This window comes from Gordonia sp. LMA484, from assembly GCF_058129505.1.
Map to the genome: position 1 here is coordinate 4,592,415 of NZ_CM176700.1, position 18,776 is coordinate 4,611,190.

The following is an 18,776-nucleotide window of genomic DNA, read 5'->3' on the forward strand; positions in this document are numbered from 1 at the left end:
GCGTGTCCCCGCTCACTCGAATGGCGGTCGCGGCCTCGGTGAGCGCATGATTGGGCCAAGTAACGGTCGGGGGATCTTCGGTGATGGTGAGTGGACTTCGGTAGTGCGTTGGCGCGGCTGTTCGTACAGGCCGGGCGGCCCACTCTACGGGCCGCGGCCGCGCGGTCGACGGTCTCTGCCCAGCGAATCAGCGATTGGCGCAACGGGCGACATCTGCCCCGCGACTTCGCCACGGTCGAGCCCCTCCTGCTGTGGCTCACCACTCGCGCCGTGGCGAGCGGACAGGATGATGTGCTCAGCCTTCCGCAGTGGCGGGAGCTCTGGGACAAACACCTGACCGAGGCCGACGACGGCGACCCGGACCCGGTGACGTCGGCGTCCACCACGGTGAACCGGCCGTACGCGGGCCTCGCCACCCTGACCGTCGCGGACAGCGCTGTGTACTTCGGGCGCGACGATCTGGTGGCCACCCTGGTGGACACCATCCTCGAGGCAGCGGCGGCGCCGAGCGGCCCGCGCGTCGTCATCGTGGCCGGCGTGTCCGGGTCGGGGAAATCGTCCCTGCTCGGTGCCGGTCTCGGGCGTGGGCCACGGGTGGTGCGCCCGCGTCGTGCCACCATCACCGCCGCGGGTGTGCACGTGGACGCCCGGAGGCCCACCGGACGGGGTGGTGACGAGGATGCTTCCGACGGTGATCAGGTCGACGTCATCGTGCTCGATCAGTTCGAAGACGTCTTTGCGCAGGCTGACGAGACCGTGGTCGACACCATGCGCGACGTCGAGGCCCTGGCCGCCGACGCCGTCGTCGTACTGGGTGTGCGGGCCGACTTCTTCGGACCGTGCGTCGAGTTCCCGTTCCTCACCCAGGCCTGGCAGTCACGATGCGTGATCGTGTCCGAGATGACCGGTGGACAGCTGCGCGAGGTCATCACCGGTCCGGTGCGCCTTGCCGGCGGGCGGATCGAGTCCGGACTGGCGGACGTGATGATCAACGACCTGCACGCCGCCACCACCATCGGCGACCGCGCCGGACGACTTCCGCTCCTCGCCCACGTCCTCGCGGCGACGTGGGCGCGTCGATCCGGCAATCGGATGACGATCTCCGGATACCGGGCCACCGGCGGGATCGCCCGCGCCGTCGCCGACACCGCGGAGGCCGCGTGGTCGGCCGTCGAGCCGGAGGATCGCAACCTCGCCCGGGCGCTGCTGTTGGCGCTCGTCCATGTCGGCCCCGGCGGAGTCGCGCTGCGCGTGCCGCTGCACACCGACACCATCGCCGACCGCTTTCCCACCCGCATCTCGTCGGTGATCGACATCTTCGCGCAGGCCCGACTGCTCATCGTGACGTCGGACTCGGTGTTGCTCGTCCACGACGTCGTCCTCACGGCGTGGCCGCGCCTGGCCGAATGGATCGCCGCGGACTCCGGAATCCACCTCTGGCGACAGCAACTCGACACCGACACGACCGCCTGGGTCGAGACCGGACGCAGCCGCTCGTTCCTCTACACCGGTTCCCGCCTCGACGACGCCAGGCAACATCGGGCCGCGCTACGCCGCAATTATCAGCACCTGCTGTCCGCGGAGAGCGAGGCCTTCCTCGACGCCGCGCTCACACAACAACGCCGTCGACGGGTGGTGCGGTTGTTCTCCATCACCGTCGTCGTCGTGCTCGCAGTCGTGTCGACGATCACCGCGGCCATCGGGTTCCGGCAGGCGCACGACCTGACCCAGCAGCGCAACAACGCCGAACGGGCCGCGCTGCTGTCGCACATCGACAGCCTGCAACAGTCCAATCCGTCGCTCGCGGCGCGGCTGCTGCTCGTCGCCCAGAGCCTGTACCCCGATGATCCAACGGTCAGCCAACGCGTTCTCGGTGCCGCCACGAGTCCCCTGGCCAGCCCGCTCGACGGCCACACCGGACCCGTCTACGACGTCAGCTTCGCCGCCGACGGAAGCATGTTCGCGTCGGCCAGTGGCGACCGCACGGCCCGCGTCTGGGCACGCGGGAGCGACGGATCCTTCCACTCGGTGGCCACCCTCACCGGCTACGGAAACTATCTGACATCCACCGCGTTTCATCCATCCCGACCGCTGCTGGCCACCGGCAGCGGCGACGGCACGGTGCGCATCTGGGACATCGGGACCCCCGCGGCACCCCGACAACACACCACCGTCAGCCCGGGCCACGGAACCGTCTACCTGGTGCGGTTCGCCCCCGACGGACGTCACCTGGCCGCGTCGTCGGACGACGGGTCGGTGACCATCTACGCGGTCGCCGACGACGGCGGTCTCCGCGAGACGGCAGTACTGCGCGCGCATGGCGGCGCCGCGCGGACCGTGGCCTACAGCCCCGACGGACGCCTTCTCGCCACCGGCGGCGACGACCGCGTGGTGCGCCTCTACGACACCCGCGACCCCGACCTGCCGGTTCCCGCGGGACCGCCCATCACCGGATTCCCCAGCATCACCCATTCGGTGGCCTTCAGCGCCGACAGCCACACCCTCGCGGTGACCGGCGACAGCCCCAACGCACAGTTGTGGGATGTCGGCGACCCGCGACATCCCGTGGCACTGACCACGTCGCTGCCCGGCACCACTGCAGGCTCGTGGTCGATCGCTTTCGGCCCGCACGGCGACGAGCTGGCCACGGCCCGTTCGGACGGCCGGGTCACGGTGTGGAACACCATCGATCCGACCATGCCGGCGACCCTGTGGGCGTTGCAGTCGTCGAGCGACCAGGGGACCCCGGAGCAGGGTTCGGTCCGCACGTTCTCCACGGCGTTCAGCCCCGACGGCACCTGCCTGCTGGTCGGCCGGTCGGACGGCACGATCGACGAGTGGAACCTGCCCACCGGGGTCATCCCCGACCGCGGCGGAACCGTGACCGGGTTGTCCAACGACTCGGACGCCACCGTGCTCGGCAGCGTCGGCACCGACACCTCGCTGAACATCTGGACGACCGGGCCGGACGGCTGGATTCGACAGTCACGCACACCGATCGAGCGGCGCGTGAACGATCACCCGTCGGTCAGCGTCAACGCCGCCGGGACGCAGGCGGCGACCGCCAACAACAACGGTGGGGTCGTGCAGCTCTGGGACATCAGCGACCGGCAATCGGTCCGACCGGCCGCTGAGCTGAGGGTGGCGACGCGCTACACCAACGCGATCGCGTTCGCGCCCCACGCCGATGTGCTGGCGGCGGGGGCCACCGACCGGACCGTGCAACTCTGGAACACCGCCGAACCGCGCCGTCCGGTACGCATCGGTGCGCCCATCACGGGCCCCGGCGATCTGATCCGCAGCGTCGCATTCAGTCCCGACGGCCGTCGCCTGGCGGTCGCCTCCGACGACAAACGGACCTACCTGTACGACCTCGACGGCGATCGGATGTCCCCGTCGGCAGTGATCACCGACACGAGTCCGGCCGCACAGGCCATCTTCAGCCGCGACGGTGGGACCCTGATCATCGCCGCCCGAGATCTCACCACCTGGGACGTCCGCGACGGACGGCGGACACTGATCGACCGCAAGCCGAACATCCACGCCGCGACCCTGTCCCTGACTCCGTCGCGACTGGTCGTCGGTACGGCAACCCACCACCTCATCACCTTCGCCCTCGACGAGGGCCGCCTCAGCGACCAGCAGGCCATCGTCCCCCTCATCACCACCACCGATACCACGACGAAATGGCAGCTACCCGAACACTTGTCGATCGACGACACGATCATCACCGCCGGGGACGTGACCGGCAGCATCCACCTGCAGACCACCGACATCGACACGGCGCGCCACTGGATCTGCGCGAGCACAGCACCCCTGACCGAGCCGCAACGGTCGACGTACCTGCCGCACACCGACATCCCCGACGAATGTGAGTAGCGCGCCGAGGCACCCTCACACGACGAAACCCGCCGGAACGAGCTCCGGCGGGTTTCGTTTGTTCGGCACCCGAACTGTCGGGTGCTGTGGACCCAGTACTTGGGCCTATTGAGTACTTGGGCCCTACTCAGTACTTGGGGAACAGTGACAGCGCCAGCTCGCCGACCGGGCCCAGTTCCGGGTTGGTCGCGACCGCACGGTCGATGCCCAGCTTGATGTTGTCGAGCGTCGGAGCGGCGTTCTCCACCGTCGGCTCGATCTTCGGTAGCGGCTCGGCGCTCGCCGGTGCAGCCGCGAATGCCAGTGCACCGGCCATGGCCGCCCCGGCCAACCCTGCGCCGACCACGCGTCCGAACATGCGCCGCGAACGTCGCTCGTTGATTTCCTTGCCCATCGCGTCGACCGCCTCTCCCCCCGCACCACGGCGAGAATCGTGATGAATGCTGCAGTGAACCAATGTAGGCGGTCGACGAGCGACGGTGCCCACCGACATGGTTCACGTCACAATCGTTATCTATCGGAAGCTCAGCACCTCGTCGCCCCACGCCCGTCGGATGTCGCCGTCGAGGTCGTCGACGATGCGATCGGTCTGGTCGATCACCAATGTGGTTCGGGTGTGCGCATCGAATACCGGCCATCCCAGCGTCGGCTCCGCGGCCGGTTCACCGTGGTGCGCGAACCTTGTCCAGCGTCGCTGCATGCGTGCGGAGATCTCCTCGCCGACCTTTCGTCCGCCGAGCTTGAAAGTGATGTCGGCGGGCCCGGCGACCAGATTTCCCCACAAATACGGCAGTTCGGTCGCGTGTGTGGCGCCCACGCGAAGTGCCCGCAACATGCGCGTCGCCCAGTCGAACCGATAGAGGTAGACGGGCGCGTGCCCACTGTGCGATTCGGCGAGCCACAATGTCGGCATCCGGAAGGCGATGTCGCGGGCGACGCCGAGACCGGCGACCTTGGGCCGCATGCCGGAGTACGCCGAGGTGATCTGTGCCCGCGCGGGCAATGTCACTTCGGGGTATTCGGCGATCATGGCGGCGAACATCCGCTCGATGTCGGCCGGGGTGATCGGCATGAGCGGCGATTTCATCCATTTGAACAGGGCGGCTTCGTCCTTGTTCGTCCCGATCAACAACGGCACCGACAGCGATTCGCCGGCCCGGAACACGTCCATCGGGTGTCGGGGCACCAGATCTCCGTCGATGACCGGCGCGAACGCGATGGTGCCCGGATCCTCGGCCGGGACGTCGGTGAACGTCTGCATCGTCGCCGCGGTGATCTCGTCGATGCCGAGCGCCTCCACCCCGGCGCCGTCGCGGGGAATCCCGGCGGCGGTCAGGAACCGCTCGGCGACCCGCGCAGAACGCTCATGGTCGTACATCGACGTCGCGGGTGAGCTCTCGGCGATCGCCTTGTGGAACAAGCCGTGTGCGGTGGGCATCGTCAGCAGCGTGGTGACGATGCCCGCGCCGGCGGATTCGCCGAACACCGTGACGTTGGCCGCGTCGCCGCCGAACCCGGCGATGTTGTCGCGCACCCAGGTCAGCGCGAGCAGCACGTCACTGAGCGCGGCGTTCGACTCGTAGCGTGGAGATGCGGGATCGTTCAGCGACGTGAGGTCGGCGAACCCCAGCGCACCCAGCCGGTAGTTGATGGTGACGACCACGACGGCGCCGTCGGTGACCAGCTTCGTCGCGTCGTAGAGCGGCTGGCTGCCGGACCCGAAGACGTATGCGCCGCCGTGCAGCCACACCATCACCGGCAGCAATCCTGTCTCGCCCTCGACGGCCGGTCGCCAGACATTGAGGAACAGGCAGTCCTCGTCCATGGTGGCGTCCTTGCCGAGGCCGATCGCCGGATTGCGTTCCTGCGGACAGACCGGGCCGAAGTTCGTCGCGTCGACGATGCCGTCGTGGGGCTCCGGGGGACGGGCGCGGCGCCACCGCAGGTCACCGACCGGCGCCGCGGCGAAGCGGATGCCGTGCCAGACGTCGACGCCGGACCGCGTGGTCCCGCGCACCATTCCACCAGTGGTGGGAACGACAAGTGACTCCGATGGCATGGGTCCATCGTGGCCGGTTTCGCCTTGTGACGCCCGCAGAAGTGGGTCGTGTCTCTCTGGCGCGTCTCCGGGCGGTGTGTCACGGAAATAGGTGACCGTATCCGGTGGAGCGATCAGCGTTCTGGCACGGCGGAGGAGGGAGCGATAGCGGCGCTGTCGTGACCGACGACAACGCAGCCAGGCGTCGATCGAACGCGGAGACGAGTCACCTGTTTCCGAGACGCAGCACTAGTGTCGAGGGGTGACACCCACCGAGCTGATCTCATTGCCCGGCGGTCCGTTCACCATGGGTTCGGACCGGCACTACCCGGAGGAGCGCCGTGCGCACCAACGTGTCGTCGCGCCCTTCGCGATCGAGCGCCATCCGGTCACGACGGCGCAGTTCGCCGCCTTCGTCTCGGCGACCGGGTACGTCACCGTCGCCGAAGAGACCATCGACCCCGCCGAGTTCCCCGACGCCGATCCCGCGGAACTGGTGCCCGGTTCGGTGGTCTTCACCCCGACGGCCGGGCCGGTGGATCTCCGCGACTGGCGGCAATGGTGGCGTTGGCAACCGGGTGCCTCGTGGCGACGGTCGCAGGGCGACGACGACGCCGACGACCGCGGGGACCATCCGGTCGTGCACATCGCCTACCGCGATGCGACGGCATACGCGGAGTGGGCGGGCCGACGATTGCCGACCGAGGCCGAATGGGAGTACGCGGCGCGCGGTGGTGTCGACGGACTCGACTTCGCGTGGGGTGACGAACTACGGCCCGACGGTGTGGACATGGCCAACACGTGGAAGGGCAGATTCCCGTACCAGAACGACGGCTGGGGAACCACATCACCGGTCGGGACCTATCCGCCGAACGGCTTCGGCCTGGTCGACATGATCGGCAACGTGTGGGAGCGATGTGTCGACGTGTACACGCCTCGTCACGTCGTACCCGAGACGCCGGTCGTCGAGGCAGAAGGGCGGCCCGATCTCCTCGCGCCGACCACATCTCCCCACATCATGCGGGTCACCAAGGGCGGCTCACACCTGTGTGCACCCGAATATTGCCAACGGTATCGGCCGGCCGCGCGATCGGCACAGTCCGACGATTCGGCGACCTCTCACCTCGGGTTCCGCTGCGTGGTCTGACCCGGGCCCGACGGCCGAGATGAGACTGATCACATGACGGAACGTCGGCGGCCCCGGAAAGCGTTCACTGTCGGGCCCCACACCGAGGAAAACTGTTGGAGCCCCCTGTCAGGATTGAACTGACGACCGCTCGCTTACAAGGCGAGTGCTCTACCACTGAGCTAAGGAGGCCTGCGTGCGCGAGTATATCGGCCGCGCGTTGGGGTACGTGAACCCCGTCCGGCTGATCGGAGACAGCCAGGCGACGATCGACACGATCGAGCCCGGCAGCATCATGGTCTCGCCGCGTAAACCGATCGACCGATTCGACGTCGCGGCCATCACCGAGGTTCTCGATCTCTCGACCAAGATCGGGGCCGTACTGCTCGACTCCGGCACCGCCGCGATCGACACGCAGCAGCAGATCGCGTTCGTGTGCGGTGTCTACGGTATCGAGGACGTCGAGGTCGACGTCACCTACAACACCATCGTGGTCAGTGCCCGACGTGGCGCGACACTGCCACCGATCACCGCGATGGAACAGGTCTACTACCGCTCGATGGACTTCACCCGGCTCGCACAGATCGACCGACTCGTCCGCCGCATCCGCGACATGGCGCTCACACCGTCCACCGCGCACCGGATGGTCGACGAGATCATCACCGCTCCGCACCCCTATCCACACCGGGTCGCGACGTTGGCCTGGGGACTGATGGCGTCGGCGGTCTCGGTCCTGCTCGGTGGCGCCGCCTTCGGCGCAGTTCTGGCGTTCCTCACCACGATGGCCATCGTCACGGTGAACCGCCGTCTCAACCGGATCGGCACACCGGTTTTCTTTCAGCAGGTCACGGGCGGAATCATCGCGGTCGTTCCGGCCGCGGTGACGTTCGGGCTCACCGAGAACCTGGGTGTCCAACTCTCGCCGTCGTTCGTCATCGCGGCCGGCATCGTCGTGCTCCTGTCCGGGCTGTCCCTGGTCGGCTCGGTCCAGGACGCCATCACCGGCGCGCCGATAACCGGTGTGGCCCGGTTCTTCGAGCTGCTGTTGATGACCGGCGGACTCATCGCCGGTGTCGGTATCGCGATCAGCCTCCTGGAGCACACCGGCATCTATCTGCCCACGATCACCCCGGAGACCACGTTCCCCGCGGTCGAGTTGCCTGTCCGAATCCTGGCCGGTGCCGTCGCGGCGTTCGCGTTCGCCCTGGCAAGTTATGCCGAGAAGCGCGCGCTGCCGGTGGCGTTCCTGGGTGGGGCGATCGGTGCGACAGTCGTCGCCACAGCGTCGTTCGTCGCTGCGATGGGCGACGTGGTGGCCAGCGGCATCGCCGCGGCGCTCGTGGGCCTCGTCGGCGGCCTGCTCGCCCGGCGCGCACTCACTCCACCGCTGGTCGTCGCGGTCGCCGGCATCACGCCTCTGCTCCCCGGTCTGGCCGTGTATCGCTCGCTCTACGGCATCCTCGGCGATCAGACGGTCGAGGGGATCACCTGGATGACCAATGCGCTCGCCATCGGATGCGCCCTCGCCGCGGGCGTGACGCTCGGCGAGTTCATCGCCAGGTCGCTGCGCCGTCCGCAGCTACCGGTGCGCCCGGCGTGGATGTCGATGCTGCGGCGCAATCGCCTGCAGGCGTACCGCCGACGCTAGCGCGGTCTCGGCCGATCCGGTCCTGCGGAACAGGTAGAATCGGGTGTCGCGCACACTCACACCAGGCGTGCACTCTGCCAGCGGCCACCGCCGATGGCAGACCGACGTGAAGTAGAAGGACTCGAATGCCTGCGAAGACCACCGACATCACCGACGACGAGTTGGAGCCGGTAGCCGACGAGACCGCCAGTTCGGCGCGCCGCGTCGTCGCCGCTTACGCGACCGACGCCGACGAGTGCCGGATGCTTTTGGCGATGCTGGGGATCGCACCCGGCGAGAACGCCTGAGAGCATGGCGGAGTCCGAGCACGTTTCGAACGGCGGGACCACCGCCGAACAGCACATAGGGGACGCGCAGTTCGTCGTCGTCGCCAACCGCCTCCCGGTCGACAAGGAAGTCCTCCCGGACGGCACCGTCAATTGGAAACGTAGCCCGGGCGGCCTCGTCACCGCCCTCGAGCCCATCCTCCGGTCACAGACCGGAGCGTGGGTGGGCTGGTCAGGCATCGCCGACTCCGACGACAACCCCGACATCGAAGGCATCGACATCCATGCGGTGCCGTTGTCGACGTCGGAGATCGCCGAATACTACGAGGGCTTCTCCAACGCCACATTGTGGCCGCTCTATCACGACGTCATCGTCAAACCGGAGTACCACCGCGAATGGTGGAACACCTACGTGGAGGTCAATCGGCGGTTCGCCGAGGCAGCGGCCAAGGCCGCAGGTGAAGGTGCGATCGTCTGGATCCAGGACTATCAGCTCCAGCTGGTGCCCAAGATGCTCCGGATGCTCCGACCTGATCTGCGCATCGGCTTCTTCCTCCACATCCCGTTCCCGCCGGTGGAACTGTTCATGCAGCTGCCATGGCGGACCGAGATCGTCGAGGGCCTGCTGGGCGCCGACCTGATCGGCTTCCATCTGCCCGGCGGCGCCCAGAACTTCCTCTTCCTCGCGCGACGACTCGCCGGACAGGCGACCAGCAAGGGCACCGTGGGTGTGCGATCGCGATTCGGTGTCGTGCAGGTCGGTTTCCGCACGGTCCGGGTCGGCGCCTTTCCCATCTCCATCGACTCCGGCGAACTCGACGCCAAGGCCAAGTCCAAAGAGATCCGCAAGCGGGCCACCGAGATCCGCAAGGAGCTCGGCAATCCGAAGACCATCATGCTCGGCGTCGACCGGCTCGACTACACCAAGGGCATCGATGTCCGGCTCCAGGCCCTGTCCGAGCTGCTCGCCGAGAAGCGGGTGGATCCCGAACAGACCGTGATGGTGCAACTGGCCACGCCGAGCCGCGAGCGCGTCGACAGCTACGTCCGGATGCGTTCGGGCATCGAGCAACTCGTTGGCAACATCAACGGCGCCTACGGGTCGGTCGGGCAACCGGTGGTGCAGTACCTCCATCGGCCGGTCCCCCGCGACGACCTCATCGCGTTCTTCGTGGCCGCCGACGTCATGCTGGTCACCCCGCTGCGCGATGGAATGAATCTCGTCGCGAAGGAGTACGTGGCCTGTCGCAGCGACCTCGGCGGCGCCCTGGTGCTCAGCGAGTTCACCGGCGCCGCAGCCGAATTGCGTAGCGCATATCAGGCAAACCCGTACGACCTCGATGGGGTCAAGGACGAGATCGAGGCCGCGATCGCGCAGTCCCCCACCGAGGGACGACGACGAATGCGTGCGCTGCGGCGACAGGTGCTCACCCACGACGTGGCCAAGTGGGCCGAGAGTTTCCTCGGTACCCTTCAGTCGCTGTCGGAGACCGCGACCGACGCCAACCGTGGTGTCCATCTCGTACAGGGCGGATCGGACACCGCCCACGACGACCGATGAGCGCGACCGGCCTCCCGGCGGAACTTCGCGAGGCCGTCCTGGCGGCGGCGAGTGCGCCCGTGCTCTTGGTCTCCTCCGATTACGACGGCTGCATGTCACCCCTCGTGTCACGGCCCGAGGATGCGGTTCCCAACGACGCGTCGATCGCTGCGATCGAGGCCGCCGCGACCCTTCCGGACACGCACGCGGCGGTGGTGTCCGGCCGCGAACTCGCGGTGCTCGCACAATTGTCCGGGCTGACACCGCCGGTGACGCTGGTCGGCAGCCACGGCAGCGAGTTCGACACGGGCTTCGTCGACGAGATCACCGACGGACATCGCTCTCTCCTGGACCGGCTGATCGACGAATTGCGTTCCATCGCAAAAGAGCACCCGGGAACCCGGGTGGAGACAAAACCCGCGAGCACCGTGCTGCACGTCCGCAATGCCGCTCCCGCAGACGCCGAGGTCGCGCTGCAGCAGGCGCGGTCGGGTCCGGCCGCCTGGCCCGGTGTGCACGTGACCGAGGGCAAAGAGGTCATCGAGTTGGCGGTGATCGAGACCAGCAAGGGCCACGCCCTCGACGTCCTACGCGAGCGGGTCGGCGCCGATCGGGTGATCTATCTCGGTGACGATGTGACCGACGAGAAGGCGTTCGCGCATCTGCACCCCGACCAGGGGGACGTGAGCATCAAGGTGGGAACCGGCGACACCGCGGCCACCTTCCGCATCGAGGACACCGATGATGTGGCCACCGTTCTGGAGTTCATCACGGCACAGCGTCGGGAGTGGCTGGCGCAGAGCTGACCTGGGCCCTCTTGGCGGACTCCCGGATCACCGTGTGTACGAATCCCAGCTTCCGGATCACCGGCGGTGGCGGGTCGAACGGATAGAGCGGTCGGGCACCCATCGCGGCGTTGACCCGATTGAACATGGTGGACAACCACTTCCAGTCATACATGAGCCGCTCGATCGGCACGTCCGCATACGATGCCAGCGGGACGATGTCGCGGTCCATGGTGAACCGGACCTGATCGCTCTCGAGCATCAGACCGGATTCGCGCGCGGTGTCGATGGTCCCGGTGATGTGCAGATAGTGGGCGAAACACTCGGCGAAGTCCTCCCACGGGTGCATCGTCGCGTACTCGGAGATGTATGAGTCGCGCCAATTCTGCGGCGGTCCGAATGTGTAGTGACGGTCGATGGCGTCGCTGTAGGAGGCCCGTTCGTCGCCGAAGATCTCCCGGCACCGGTCCAGGTAAAGCTCTGCGCCCGCGCCGGTCTCGACGAGAATGTGCTCGAAGTAGTGGCCGACCTCGTGCCGGAAATGGCCCAACATGGTCCGGTAGGCCTCGCCGAGATCCACCCGGAGCCGCTCACGGTGGGCGTCCAGCGTTTCGGCCAGGTCGATGGTGATCACCCCGTTGGCGTGACCGATGATCACCGGCTGCCCGTTCGTCAGACTCGACAGCAGGTCGAAGGCGAGCCCGCCCTCCGTTCGCCACCAGGGTTCGACGGGCAGTCCCAGATCCACGAGCTGATAAACCAGCATGCGGAGATCCACGGTGGTCGAGTTCAGCTTCTCCAGCGCGATCGTGTCGTCGGCAGCGGGTTGGCGACGGACGAGGGAACAGGGAAAGCACTTGCCCCGTAAGCCTGCCGACTCGTCGTCCAGCTCGGCGAGGGTCAACCAGTTGCATCCGGTTCGGGACCAGTTGGAACATCGGACCCAACCGCGTCCCTCGATCTCAGCGCTGCCACCGGAGATCACCGCCAGCGACCGGGACTCCAGATGGACCCCGACGGTCGTGCCGCACCGCGGACACTGGTCATTGACGAAGCCCGACAGTGCGTTGCAGACCGGACATGTGAGCGCGTGCACGCTGTCAGCCTATGCGGAGCCGCTCTTTTCCGGTGTCGGTAGGCAGATCTCCGCGCACGATAGCGGTGACCTGGTAGGAATCCAGGTTGATCGTGCCCTGATGATTGTCCAGGAAGGCCGTGTCGGCGGCGTCGCGTCCGGTCGAGATCCGGACCAGGCTCTGCCTGGGCGCCAGCCCCGTGGCATCGACGACCACCCATTCGCCGTCGATGAGCGCCTCGGCCACGGCGTGGAAATCCATCGGGTCGCAGCCGGGCGCGTACACCGCGACAAGTCGGGCGGGAATGTTCAGCGCCCGCAGCAGCGCCACCACGAGATGCGCGTAGTCACGGCACACCCCGGCGCCCGCGAGCAACGTGTCCGCCGCCCCGTCGATCGGGTCGCTCGCCCCGGGGATGTAGCTGAGGCGATCCTCGACGAACGTGGTCACCGCGACCAGGAGGTCCCCGGGTGGCAGGTCGAGGTCGAACTGACCCGCCGCGAAGCCGAAGAACTTGTCGCACTCCGCATACCGGCTTGGCCGCAGGTAGATCGAGCGGTCTTTCGCCTCGACGTCGATGGGGTCTGCCGGCGTGGTGATGTCCGCGGAGTACTCGATCGCGACCAACCCTGAGTCGACCTGCAGACGGTGAATACGGCTGCTGTGCTCACCGATGATCTCTTCGGGTACCACGGTCTTGCCATCCACAGTGACGGTCAGCGATTCGGTCATCGTCAGTCCGGGGAGTTTCGCCACGGCGATCTGCATTTCCAGTTCCGTGGGAGCAGTCACGCTGACCTCGAGGGTGGCCGCGACTTCACGTGGGGGTGTGCTCATGCCCCTAACGGTAGGTGATGACCGTCCGTTCGGTGACATGACCTGGACCGGCGGTCAGCCGGCCGCGGTCGCCGCGATCGGATCCGCGTAGATCACGCTGAGGGCGACCACCACTGCAGCGCTCTCCTGCACCCGAATTCCGAACCGCGACGGGGTGATCTCCAACGGGCGCCTGTTCGTGGTGGCCGCGTCGAACGCCGCCTGCACCGGGGCGAGCCCGTCGCGGTGAGCAGCGAAGGCGTCGCCGGCGACCACGACGGCATCCGGGTTGAGCACATCACGCATCATCGCGACAACGCCGCCGAGAACCTCGGCCCGCTCATCGACGATCACCGACGCGTCGTCCTCGACCCCGAGTCGCTGCGCCGCGAGGTGGGCCGGCCCTCGGCCGATCACCTCTTGCAGGACGGCCCTCCCGCCTGGTGCGAGGTGTGGGGCGACGACCGGGAGATGGGCGATGGAGCCGGCGCCGTGCAGGGGCATCAGGACCTTGCCGTCCACCGACATTGCCATGCCGACGGTTTCACGGGCGTAGAAGAAGAGCCCGGTGACATCAGATTCACGCGGGAAGGTCAGCAGCAGTTCCGCGGCCGCCATCGCCTGCACGTGTTCACAAACCGACACCGGGACGCCCAGCTCCGCGGCCAAGGTGGAACCGACCGGCACGCGCTGCCAGCCGAGCACCGGATGGTCGATGCAACCGGTCGTCGCGTCGACCACACCACCGGACGCGACACCGCCCCAGAGCAGCCGACGACCACTGAAACGGCCTGCGAGGTCACGCAATTGACGACACAGATCACCCACCGAGGCGGCATCGTGCGGGGTCGCGACGGCATGGCTGTACAGGGTGCGCCCGCCGAGATCGGCGATCGCCAGCAGCGTACGGTGCGCGCCGATGTGCATCCCCGCGACGCACAGTTTGTCACGATCGAGGGTCAACGGGTTCTTCGGACGGCCGATGCCACCGGGATCGACCAGATCTGGCCGCTCCACCACCAGGCCCAGCCGGGACAGCGCCGTCACCTGACGGTTGATGGTGGCCGGCGACAGCGTGGTGGCTGTCGAAAGGTGGTCGCGTGTGACCGGACCGCCGACTCGGATCGCCTGGAGTACCGCGGCCGCCGGAGTCGATCCGACCTGCAGTGCCGCAGGCACGACTCCGGTCATCGTCATGGAACGAATTTAGCAATGGTGTCACGTCGCTAAGCTGAACCCATGAGCAGCACAGCGGAGCAGAAGGTTGCGGTCGTCACCGGTGCGAGTTCGGGGATCGGCGCCGCGACGGCACGCCAATTGGCAGGTCAGGGATATCACGTCGTGCTCGGCGCACGTCGGACCGAGCAGGTCGACAAACTCGCCGCAGAGATCGGCGGAACCGGGCGTCATCTGGACGTGACCGACGAGGACTCGGTGGCGGCGTTCGTCTCCGGCCTCGACAGCGTCCACGTACTGGTCAACAACGCCGGCGGCGCCAAGGGGCTCGACCCGGTGGCCACCGCGGATCTCGACGACTGGCGGTGGATGTGGGAGACCAACGTTCTGGGCACGCTCCGCATGACCAAGGCGCTGCTGCCCGCGTTGATCGGATCGGGTGATGGACTCATCGTGACCATAACCTCCATCGCCGCACTCGAGGCCTACGACAACGGCTCGGGATACACCTCGGCCAAGCACGCGCAGGGCGTGATGCACCGGACCCTGCGCTACGAGCTCCTCGGAAAGCCCGTACGGCTCACCGAAATCGCCCCGGGTATGGTCGAAACCGACTTCTCCCTGGTGCGATTCGAGGGCGACAAGGAACGTGCCGACGCGGTCTACCAGGGCCTGACCCCGCTGTCGGCCGATGATGTCGCCGAGGTGATCGGTTTCGTCGCGTCCCGGCCGCCGCACGTCGACCTCGATCAGATCATCATCAAGCCGCGCGACCAGGCGTCGGCGCGACGCAACATCAAGACGGGCTAGCGGGCAGCCCCGTTCGAGGAGTCGATTACCTTGCTGGGCAGGAGGCGATGTCACGCTGGTCGAGTAGCCCGCGAGCGTGCGAGCGTGCGTATCGAGACCCTCGTGCCGCCGACCAGCTCTTCTTGTCGATGGCTGTTTGTATTCAGGTGATTCACATGCGGGCGTTTTCTTTCGATGACGAGCTGATGTTGTTGCTGTCCTGTCGGTTTCCGAGTTCGTTCTCTGAGGTCCCGTCGTGATGCTCGCTGAAATCTGCGGGCTACGCCCCGATCCCCGAGGAGGTCCGGAGCGCTAGCGAAAGACCAGCCATCCCCGATCCCTGAGGAGGTCCGGAGCGCCAGCGGAGGACCGTACCCACCGCTCCCTGAGGAGGTCCGGAGCGCTAGCGGAGGACCGTCACGAAGGGCCGCCCTTCGTGACGCATCCTCGCAAGCTCGTAGGCTCCTCAGGGAGCGGGTGGGTTCAACCCTCGCAAGCTCGGAGGCTCCTCAGCCTGGATCTTTCATGTTTGTTTGGGGTGTTCGGCGTGGGAAATGCGAAAGTGCCTACCTGGCAAGGGATTATTGAATCTCCACAACACAATAATTCCTGGCAGAAAGGCACTTCGCAGGTGAAGCATAACCGCTATCCCCGTCTGGTTGTCGATGATCAACGCCGCGAGTCGCTGACGAGTTCGTCGGGGGCGTTGCTGCTGCGTGACGCGGCGCAGGTCGCGGGCCTGGACGAGGCGTTATCGGCGGCGTTGGCGCCGTGGACCTCGCCGCGGGCCACCCATGATCCGGGCCTGATGCTGCTGGATCTGGCGATCGCGTTGGCTCTGGGCGGTGACTGCGCGGCCGACGTGGCGATCGTGCGAGCCCAACCCGACCTGTTCGGGCCGGTGGCCTCGGATGCGACGTTCTCCCGGCTGATCAGCGTGTTGGCCGACGACCTGAGCACGGCGCTACCGGCGATCCGCGCCGCGCGTGCCGCGGCCCGCACCCGGGTATGGACGCGGGCGCGCCCGCTGGCCGGAACACCCGGCACCCGCGATGGGGGGCAGGTGATCGTCGATCTCGACGCCACCACCATCGGTGCGCATTCACTCAAAGAACACGCCCAACTGACCTACAAACGCCAGTTCGGGCATTCCCCGATGTGCGCGTTCGTCGATCACGGCCAGTACGGCACCGGCGAACCACTGATCATCGATCTACGCCGCGGCGGCGCCTCCCCACAAGGCGCCGACCTGCACATCAACACCACGACCGCCGCGCTGGCCCAACTGCCCGCCGCCGAACGCCCCCAGGTGCTGCTCCGCACCGACGCCGGCGGCTGTTCCAAAAAATTCCTCAGGTTCCTGCGCGCCGAGAAACTCGCGTACTCGATCGGGTTCACCCTCTACGACAACGTCAAAACCGCCATCGCCGCGCTGCCCGAGCAGGCCTGGCGCGATGCGTTCAACGGTGACGAACAACCCCGCAACGGCGCCCAGGTCGCCGAGCTCACCGACCTGATCGTCCCCGCCGCCGACCCCACCGACCCCTGGCCGGCCGGGATGCGCGTCATCGTGCGCCGCGAATACCCCGACCCCGGCGCCCAACTACGCCTGACCGACATCGACGGCCGCCGCTACACTGCGTTCGCCACCAACACCCGCGGCACCGGCTGGACCCTGCCGGTCCTGGAACTACGCCACCGCCAACGCGCCCGCGCCGAAGACCGCATCCGCAACCTCAAAGACACCGGCATGGCCAACCTGCCCTTCCACGAGTTCACCAAAAACCAGATCTGGCTCGAAATCGTCTGCCTGGCCGCCGAACTCTTGGCCTGGACCCAAACCCTATGCTGGCCCGAACACCACCCCGCGCGCCTCTTCGAACCCAAACGCATGCGCCTATGCATCCTCGCCGTGGCCGGACGCACCATCCACACCGGCCGACGCCACCTGCTACGACTACCCCGCGGCTGGCCCTACAACGACCTCATCTACCAGGGCTACACCGCCCTGCACGCCGCCTGACACACCACACAGCAGCCCCTGCCCCTCAACCCAGGACCCGAAGAACCGGCGAACACCAGCGCCGGCGATCACCCACACCCACACCACACCAACCCCACACCCAGCCGCCGAAACCCCCAACCCACCACCACATGAAAGATCGAGGCTCAGGGACCGGTGGTTTCGCATCCTCGCAAGCTCGGAGGCTCCTCAGGGAGCGGCGGGTTCACACCCTCGCAAGCTCGGAGGCTCCTCAGGCCTCAGGGAGCGGGTGGTGACGCACCCTCGCAAGCCTGAAGGCTCCTCAGCGAGCGGGTGGTGGAGTCCTTGTACGATTGGGCCGCAACGGGTTTCAGCCGGCCGGGGCCGGCGCAGGCGCGTTGGAGGTCGGCGCGCCCGACGGGGTTGCCGGCGCAGTAACCTGCGACGGATCTCCCTTGATCGCCGACATTCCCGTCCAGCTCGACCAGTCGAAGATCCAGTCGAAGATATCGCCGTCAGCCTCGGACAGCGGGATTCGGGTCCCGGTGACCTCAACCGGATCGCCGTAGACGGCACTCTCGAAGTAGCGCTGCGCGTTTTCCAGAGACAAATTGATACAGCCGTTCGTCACATTCGACGACCCTTGCACGCCAATGGTTTCTGGATTCGCATGGATGAACTCGCCGTTGTTGGAGATCCGGACCGCCCAGCGTTCACGAACATTGAAGTACCCCGCGGCGGGGTTGCTCATGTAGAAGTCCTCGTACTTCTCGGTGACCACATGGATGCCCGACCGCGTGACGTTGCGGTCGAGGTCACCTTCGCCGTAGCTGCACGGAAGGGTCATCAGGACTCCGCCGTCGCGAACCACCACAATCTGATGGGATGACGCCTCCGCCTTGACAATCTGCGATCGCCCGATGGCGAAGTCACTGGTCACATCCGCGGCGCCGTACGCCCCGCCACCATAGTCGACACCGTAGAGTTTGGCGTCCACGTGCACCTTGGTGCCGGGCGCCCAATACTCCTTGGTCCGCCAGTGAACCCGCGATCCGTTGTCCTCACCGAGCCACGCCCAGGCACCCTCGGTCTCCGGATCGGTGGTCACCTTCAGCGCCTTTTCCACCGCTTCCTTGTCCTCGACGGTGGCGTCGAACTTGAGGATGATCGGCGCAGCAATGCCGACCTCCTGACCGTCTCCGATGTTGACCACGACATTGGTCTGCGAATCGGGTTCGAGCGTGGTGAACGACCCCTCGACCGGCGCGGTCAATCGATCCGAGCCGGTCGCGCTGCCCTGCCACGTGTACTGGGCGCCGTATCCGAGCGGCTCGCTGATCGTGAAGGTCTTCCGGTCGTCCGACATCGTCCCGGCGACGACCTTGCCGTTCGCGTTCACCAACTTGATGTCCGGGTTGAGCTGGCCGTTGTCGGCCTTGACCGAGAAGGTATCTGTCGGGTTGGGCGCGTCGTCGGAGTTCAGATCGGGCGTGTAGACGATCTTGACGGTCGCCTGCTTGGGGCCCGCGTCATCGGATGACGTGCCGCCGCTGGAACAGGCAGCGACGGCGGCGCCGACGGCGCCGAGACCGGCCGCCGCCAGAATGGTTCGGCGGGTGATGGGAGGTTGGGCGCTCATAACAGTCCCCAGAA

The 18,776-nt window shown here is 67.1% G+C and carries 14 protein-coding genes and 1 tRNA gene; 8 read left to right on the forward strand and 7 right to left on the reverse strand.

Features of this window, described 5'->3' with window-relative positions; all coding sequences use genetic code 11:
- Positions 1-90: 90 nt before the first annotated feature.
- Positions 91-3,879: a WD40 repeat domain-containing protein gene (locus AC4AMJ_RS20385; RefSeq protein WP_489914335.1), complete on the forward strand. Its 3,789-nt coding sequence runs from the start codon at positions 91-93 to the stop codon at positions 3,877-3,879.
- A gap of 127 nt (positions 3,880-4,006) precedes the next feature.
- Here the strand turns inward: AC4AMJ_RS20385 and AC4AMJ_RS20390 are convergent, their stop codons facing one another.
- Together AC4AMJ_RS20390 and AC4AMJ_RS20395 are read right to left on the reverse strand one after the other, a co-directional pair.
- On the reverse strand, positions 4,007-4,273 hold the full coding sequence (locus tag AC4AMJ_RS20390) for a hypothetical protein (RefSeq protein WP_489899322.1): 267 nt from the start codon (positions 4,271-4,273) through the stop codon (positions 4,007-4,009).
- 120 nt (positions 4,274-4,393) lie between these two features.
- Entirely contained in the window at positions 4,394-5,938 is a 1,545-nt protein-coding gene (locus AC4AMJ_RS20395; RefSeq protein ID WP_489914337.1) for a carboxylesterase/lipase family protein, read from the reverse strand.
- 286 nt (positions 5,939-6,224) lie between these two features.
- Here AC4AMJ_RS20395 and AC4AMJ_RS20400 point away from each other — a divergent pair, with 286 nt between their 5' ends.
- Complete coding sequence (locus tag AC4AMJ_RS20400; protein ID WP_489900750.1) at positions 6,225-7,064, forward strand: formylglycine-generating enzyme family protein; 840 nt, start codon at positions 6,225-6,227, stop codon at positions 7,062-7,064.
- 96 nt (positions 7,065-7,160) lie between these two features.
- On the opposite strand, the gene AC4AMJ_RS20405 is transcribed toward AC4AMJ_RS20400, so the two are convergent.
- A tRNA-Thr gene (locus AC4AMJ_RS20405) sits at positions 7,161-7,235 on the reverse strand.
- Between the two features lie 4 nt (positions 7,236-7,239).
- Here AC4AMJ_RS20405 and AC4AMJ_RS20410 point away from each other — a divergent pair.
- The 4 genes from AC4AMJ_RS20410 to otsB all read left to right on the forward strand — a co-directional run bounded on the left by AC4AMJ_RS20410 (position 7,240) and on the right by otsB (position 11,303).
- Positions 7,240-8,691, forward strand: coding sequence for a threonine/serine exporter family protein (locus AC4AMJ_RS20410; RefSeq protein ID WP_489899319.1), 1,452 nt, complete (start codon positions 7,240-7,242; stop codon positions 8,689-8,691).
- Between the two features lie 125 nt (positions 8,692-8,816).
- Positions 8,817-8,978 (forward strand): hypothetical protein, encoded by a 162-nt coding sequence (locus AC4AMJ_RS20415; RefSeq protein WP_419219850.1) that lies wholly within the window; start codon positions 8,817-8,819, stop codon positions 8,976-8,978.
- Positions 8,979-8,982: 4 nt separating this feature from the next.
- Entirely contained in the window at positions 8,983-10,518 is a 1,536-nt protein-coding gene (locus AC4AMJ_RS20420) for an alpha,alpha-trehalose-phosphate synthase (UDP-forming) (protein ID WP_489899317.1), read from the forward strand.
- The gene (gene otsB, locus AC4AMJ_RS20425; RefSeq protein ID WP_489914339.1) at positions 10,515-11,303 is read left to right on the forward strand and encodes a trehalose-phosphatase; all 789 of its coding nucleotides are present in this window, start codon (positions 10,515-10,517) and stop codon (positions 11,301-11,303) included. The genes AC4AMJ_RS20420 and otsB overlap by 4 nt, the downstream gene beginning before the upstream one ends.
- Here the strand turns inward: otsB and AC4AMJ_RS20430 are convergent.
- From AC4AMJ_RS20430 to AC4AMJ_RS20440, 3 genes are read right to left on the reverse strand one after another with little or no spacing between them, the layout of a single operon-like run.
- Positions 11,266-12,378: a zinc-binding metallopeptidase family protein gene (locus AC4AMJ_RS20430; RefSeq protein WP_489914341.1), complete on the reverse strand. Its 1,113-nt coding sequence runs from the start codon at positions 12,376-12,378 to the stop codon at positions 11,266-11,268. The two genes, otsB and AC4AMJ_RS20430, sit on opposite strands and share 38 nt — an antisense overlap.
- 4 nt (positions 12,379-12,382) lie before the next feature.
- Positions 12,383-13,195 (reverse strand): transglutaminase-like domain-containing protein, encoded by an 813-nt coding sequence (locus AC4AMJ_RS20435; RefSeq protein WP_489914343.1) that lies wholly within the window; start codon positions 13,193-13,195, stop codon positions 12,383-12,385.
- A gap of 54 nt (positions 13,196-13,249) precedes the next feature.
- On the reverse strand, positions 13,250-14,365 hold the full coding sequence (locus AC4AMJ_RS20440; protein ID WP_489900749.1) for an ROK family protein: 1,116 nt from the start codon (positions 14,363-14,365) through the stop codon (positions 13,250-13,252).
- Positions 14,366-14,413: 48 nt separating this feature from the next.
- Here AC4AMJ_RS20440 and AC4AMJ_RS20445 point away from each other — a divergent pair, with 48 nt between their 5' ends.
- Positions 14,414-15,160, forward strand: a complete 747-nt coding sequence (locus AC4AMJ_RS20445) for an SDR family NAD(P)-dependent oxidoreductase (protein ID WP_489914345.1) — start codon at positions 14,414-14,416, stop codon at positions 15,158-15,160.
- A 610-nt stretch (positions 15,161-15,770) separates the two neighbouring features.
- Positions 15,771-17,162 carry an IS1380 family transposase gene (locus AC4AMJ_RS20450; RefSeq protein WP_489897037.1) on the forward strand — a complete coding sequence of 464 codons (1,392 nt, stop codon included), beginning with the start codon at positions 15,771-15,773 and terminating at the stop codon, positions 17,160-17,162.
- Positions 17,163-17,493: 331 nt separating this feature from the next.
- On the opposite strand, the gene AC4AMJ_RS20455 is transcribed toward AC4AMJ_RS20450, so the two are convergent.
- Complete coding sequence (locus AC4AMJ_RS20455; protein WP_489899312.1) at positions 17,494-18,762, reverse strand: L,D-transpeptidase; 1,269 nt, start codon at positions 18,760-18,762, stop codon at positions 17,494-17,496.
- Between the last annotated feature and the right edge of the window lie 14 nt (positions 18,763-18,776).

Coding starts and splice junctions, on each gene's coding strand:
- AC4AMJ_RS20440 (WP_489900749.1), bottom strand. CDS start 14,365: ATGACCGGAGTCGTGCCTGCGGCACTGCAGGTCGGATCGACTCCGGCG.
- AC4AMJ_RS20420 (WP_489899317.1), top strand. CDS start 8,983: ATGGCGGAGTCCGAGCACGTTTCGAACGGCGGGACCACCGCCGAACAG.
- AC4AMJ_RS20395 (WP_489914337.1), bottom strand. CDS start 5,938: ATGCCATCGGAGTCACTTGTCGTTCCCACCACTGGTGGAATGGTGCGC.
- AC4AMJ_RS20445 (WP_489914345.1), top strand. CDS start 14,414: ATGAGCAGCACAGCGGAGCAGAAGGTTGCGGTCGTCACCGGTGCGAGT.
- AC4AMJ_RS20390 (WP_489899322.1), bottom strand. CDS start 4,273: ATGGGCAAGGAAATCAACGAGCGACGTTCGCGGCGCATGTTCGGACGC.
- AC4AMJ_RS20455 (WP_489899312.1), bottom strand. CDS start 18,762: ATGAGCGCCCAACCTCCCATCACCCGCCGAACCATTCTGGCGGCGGCC.
- AC4AMJ_RS20435 (WP_489914343.1), bottom strand. CDS start 13,195: ATGAGCACACCCCCACGTGAAGTCGCGGCCACCCTCGAGGTCAGCGTG.
- otsB (WP_489914339.1), top strand. CDS start 10,515: ATGAGCGCGACCGGCCTCCCGGCGGAACTTCGCGAGGCCGTCCTGGCG.
- AC4AMJ_RS20415 (WP_419219850.1), top strand. CDS start 8,817: ATGCCTGCGAAGACCACCGACATCACCGACGACGAGTTGGAGCCGGTA.
- AC4AMJ_RS20400 (WP_489900750.1), top strand. CDS start 6,225: ATGGGTTCGGACCGGCACTACCCGGAGGAGCGCCGTGCGCACCAACGT.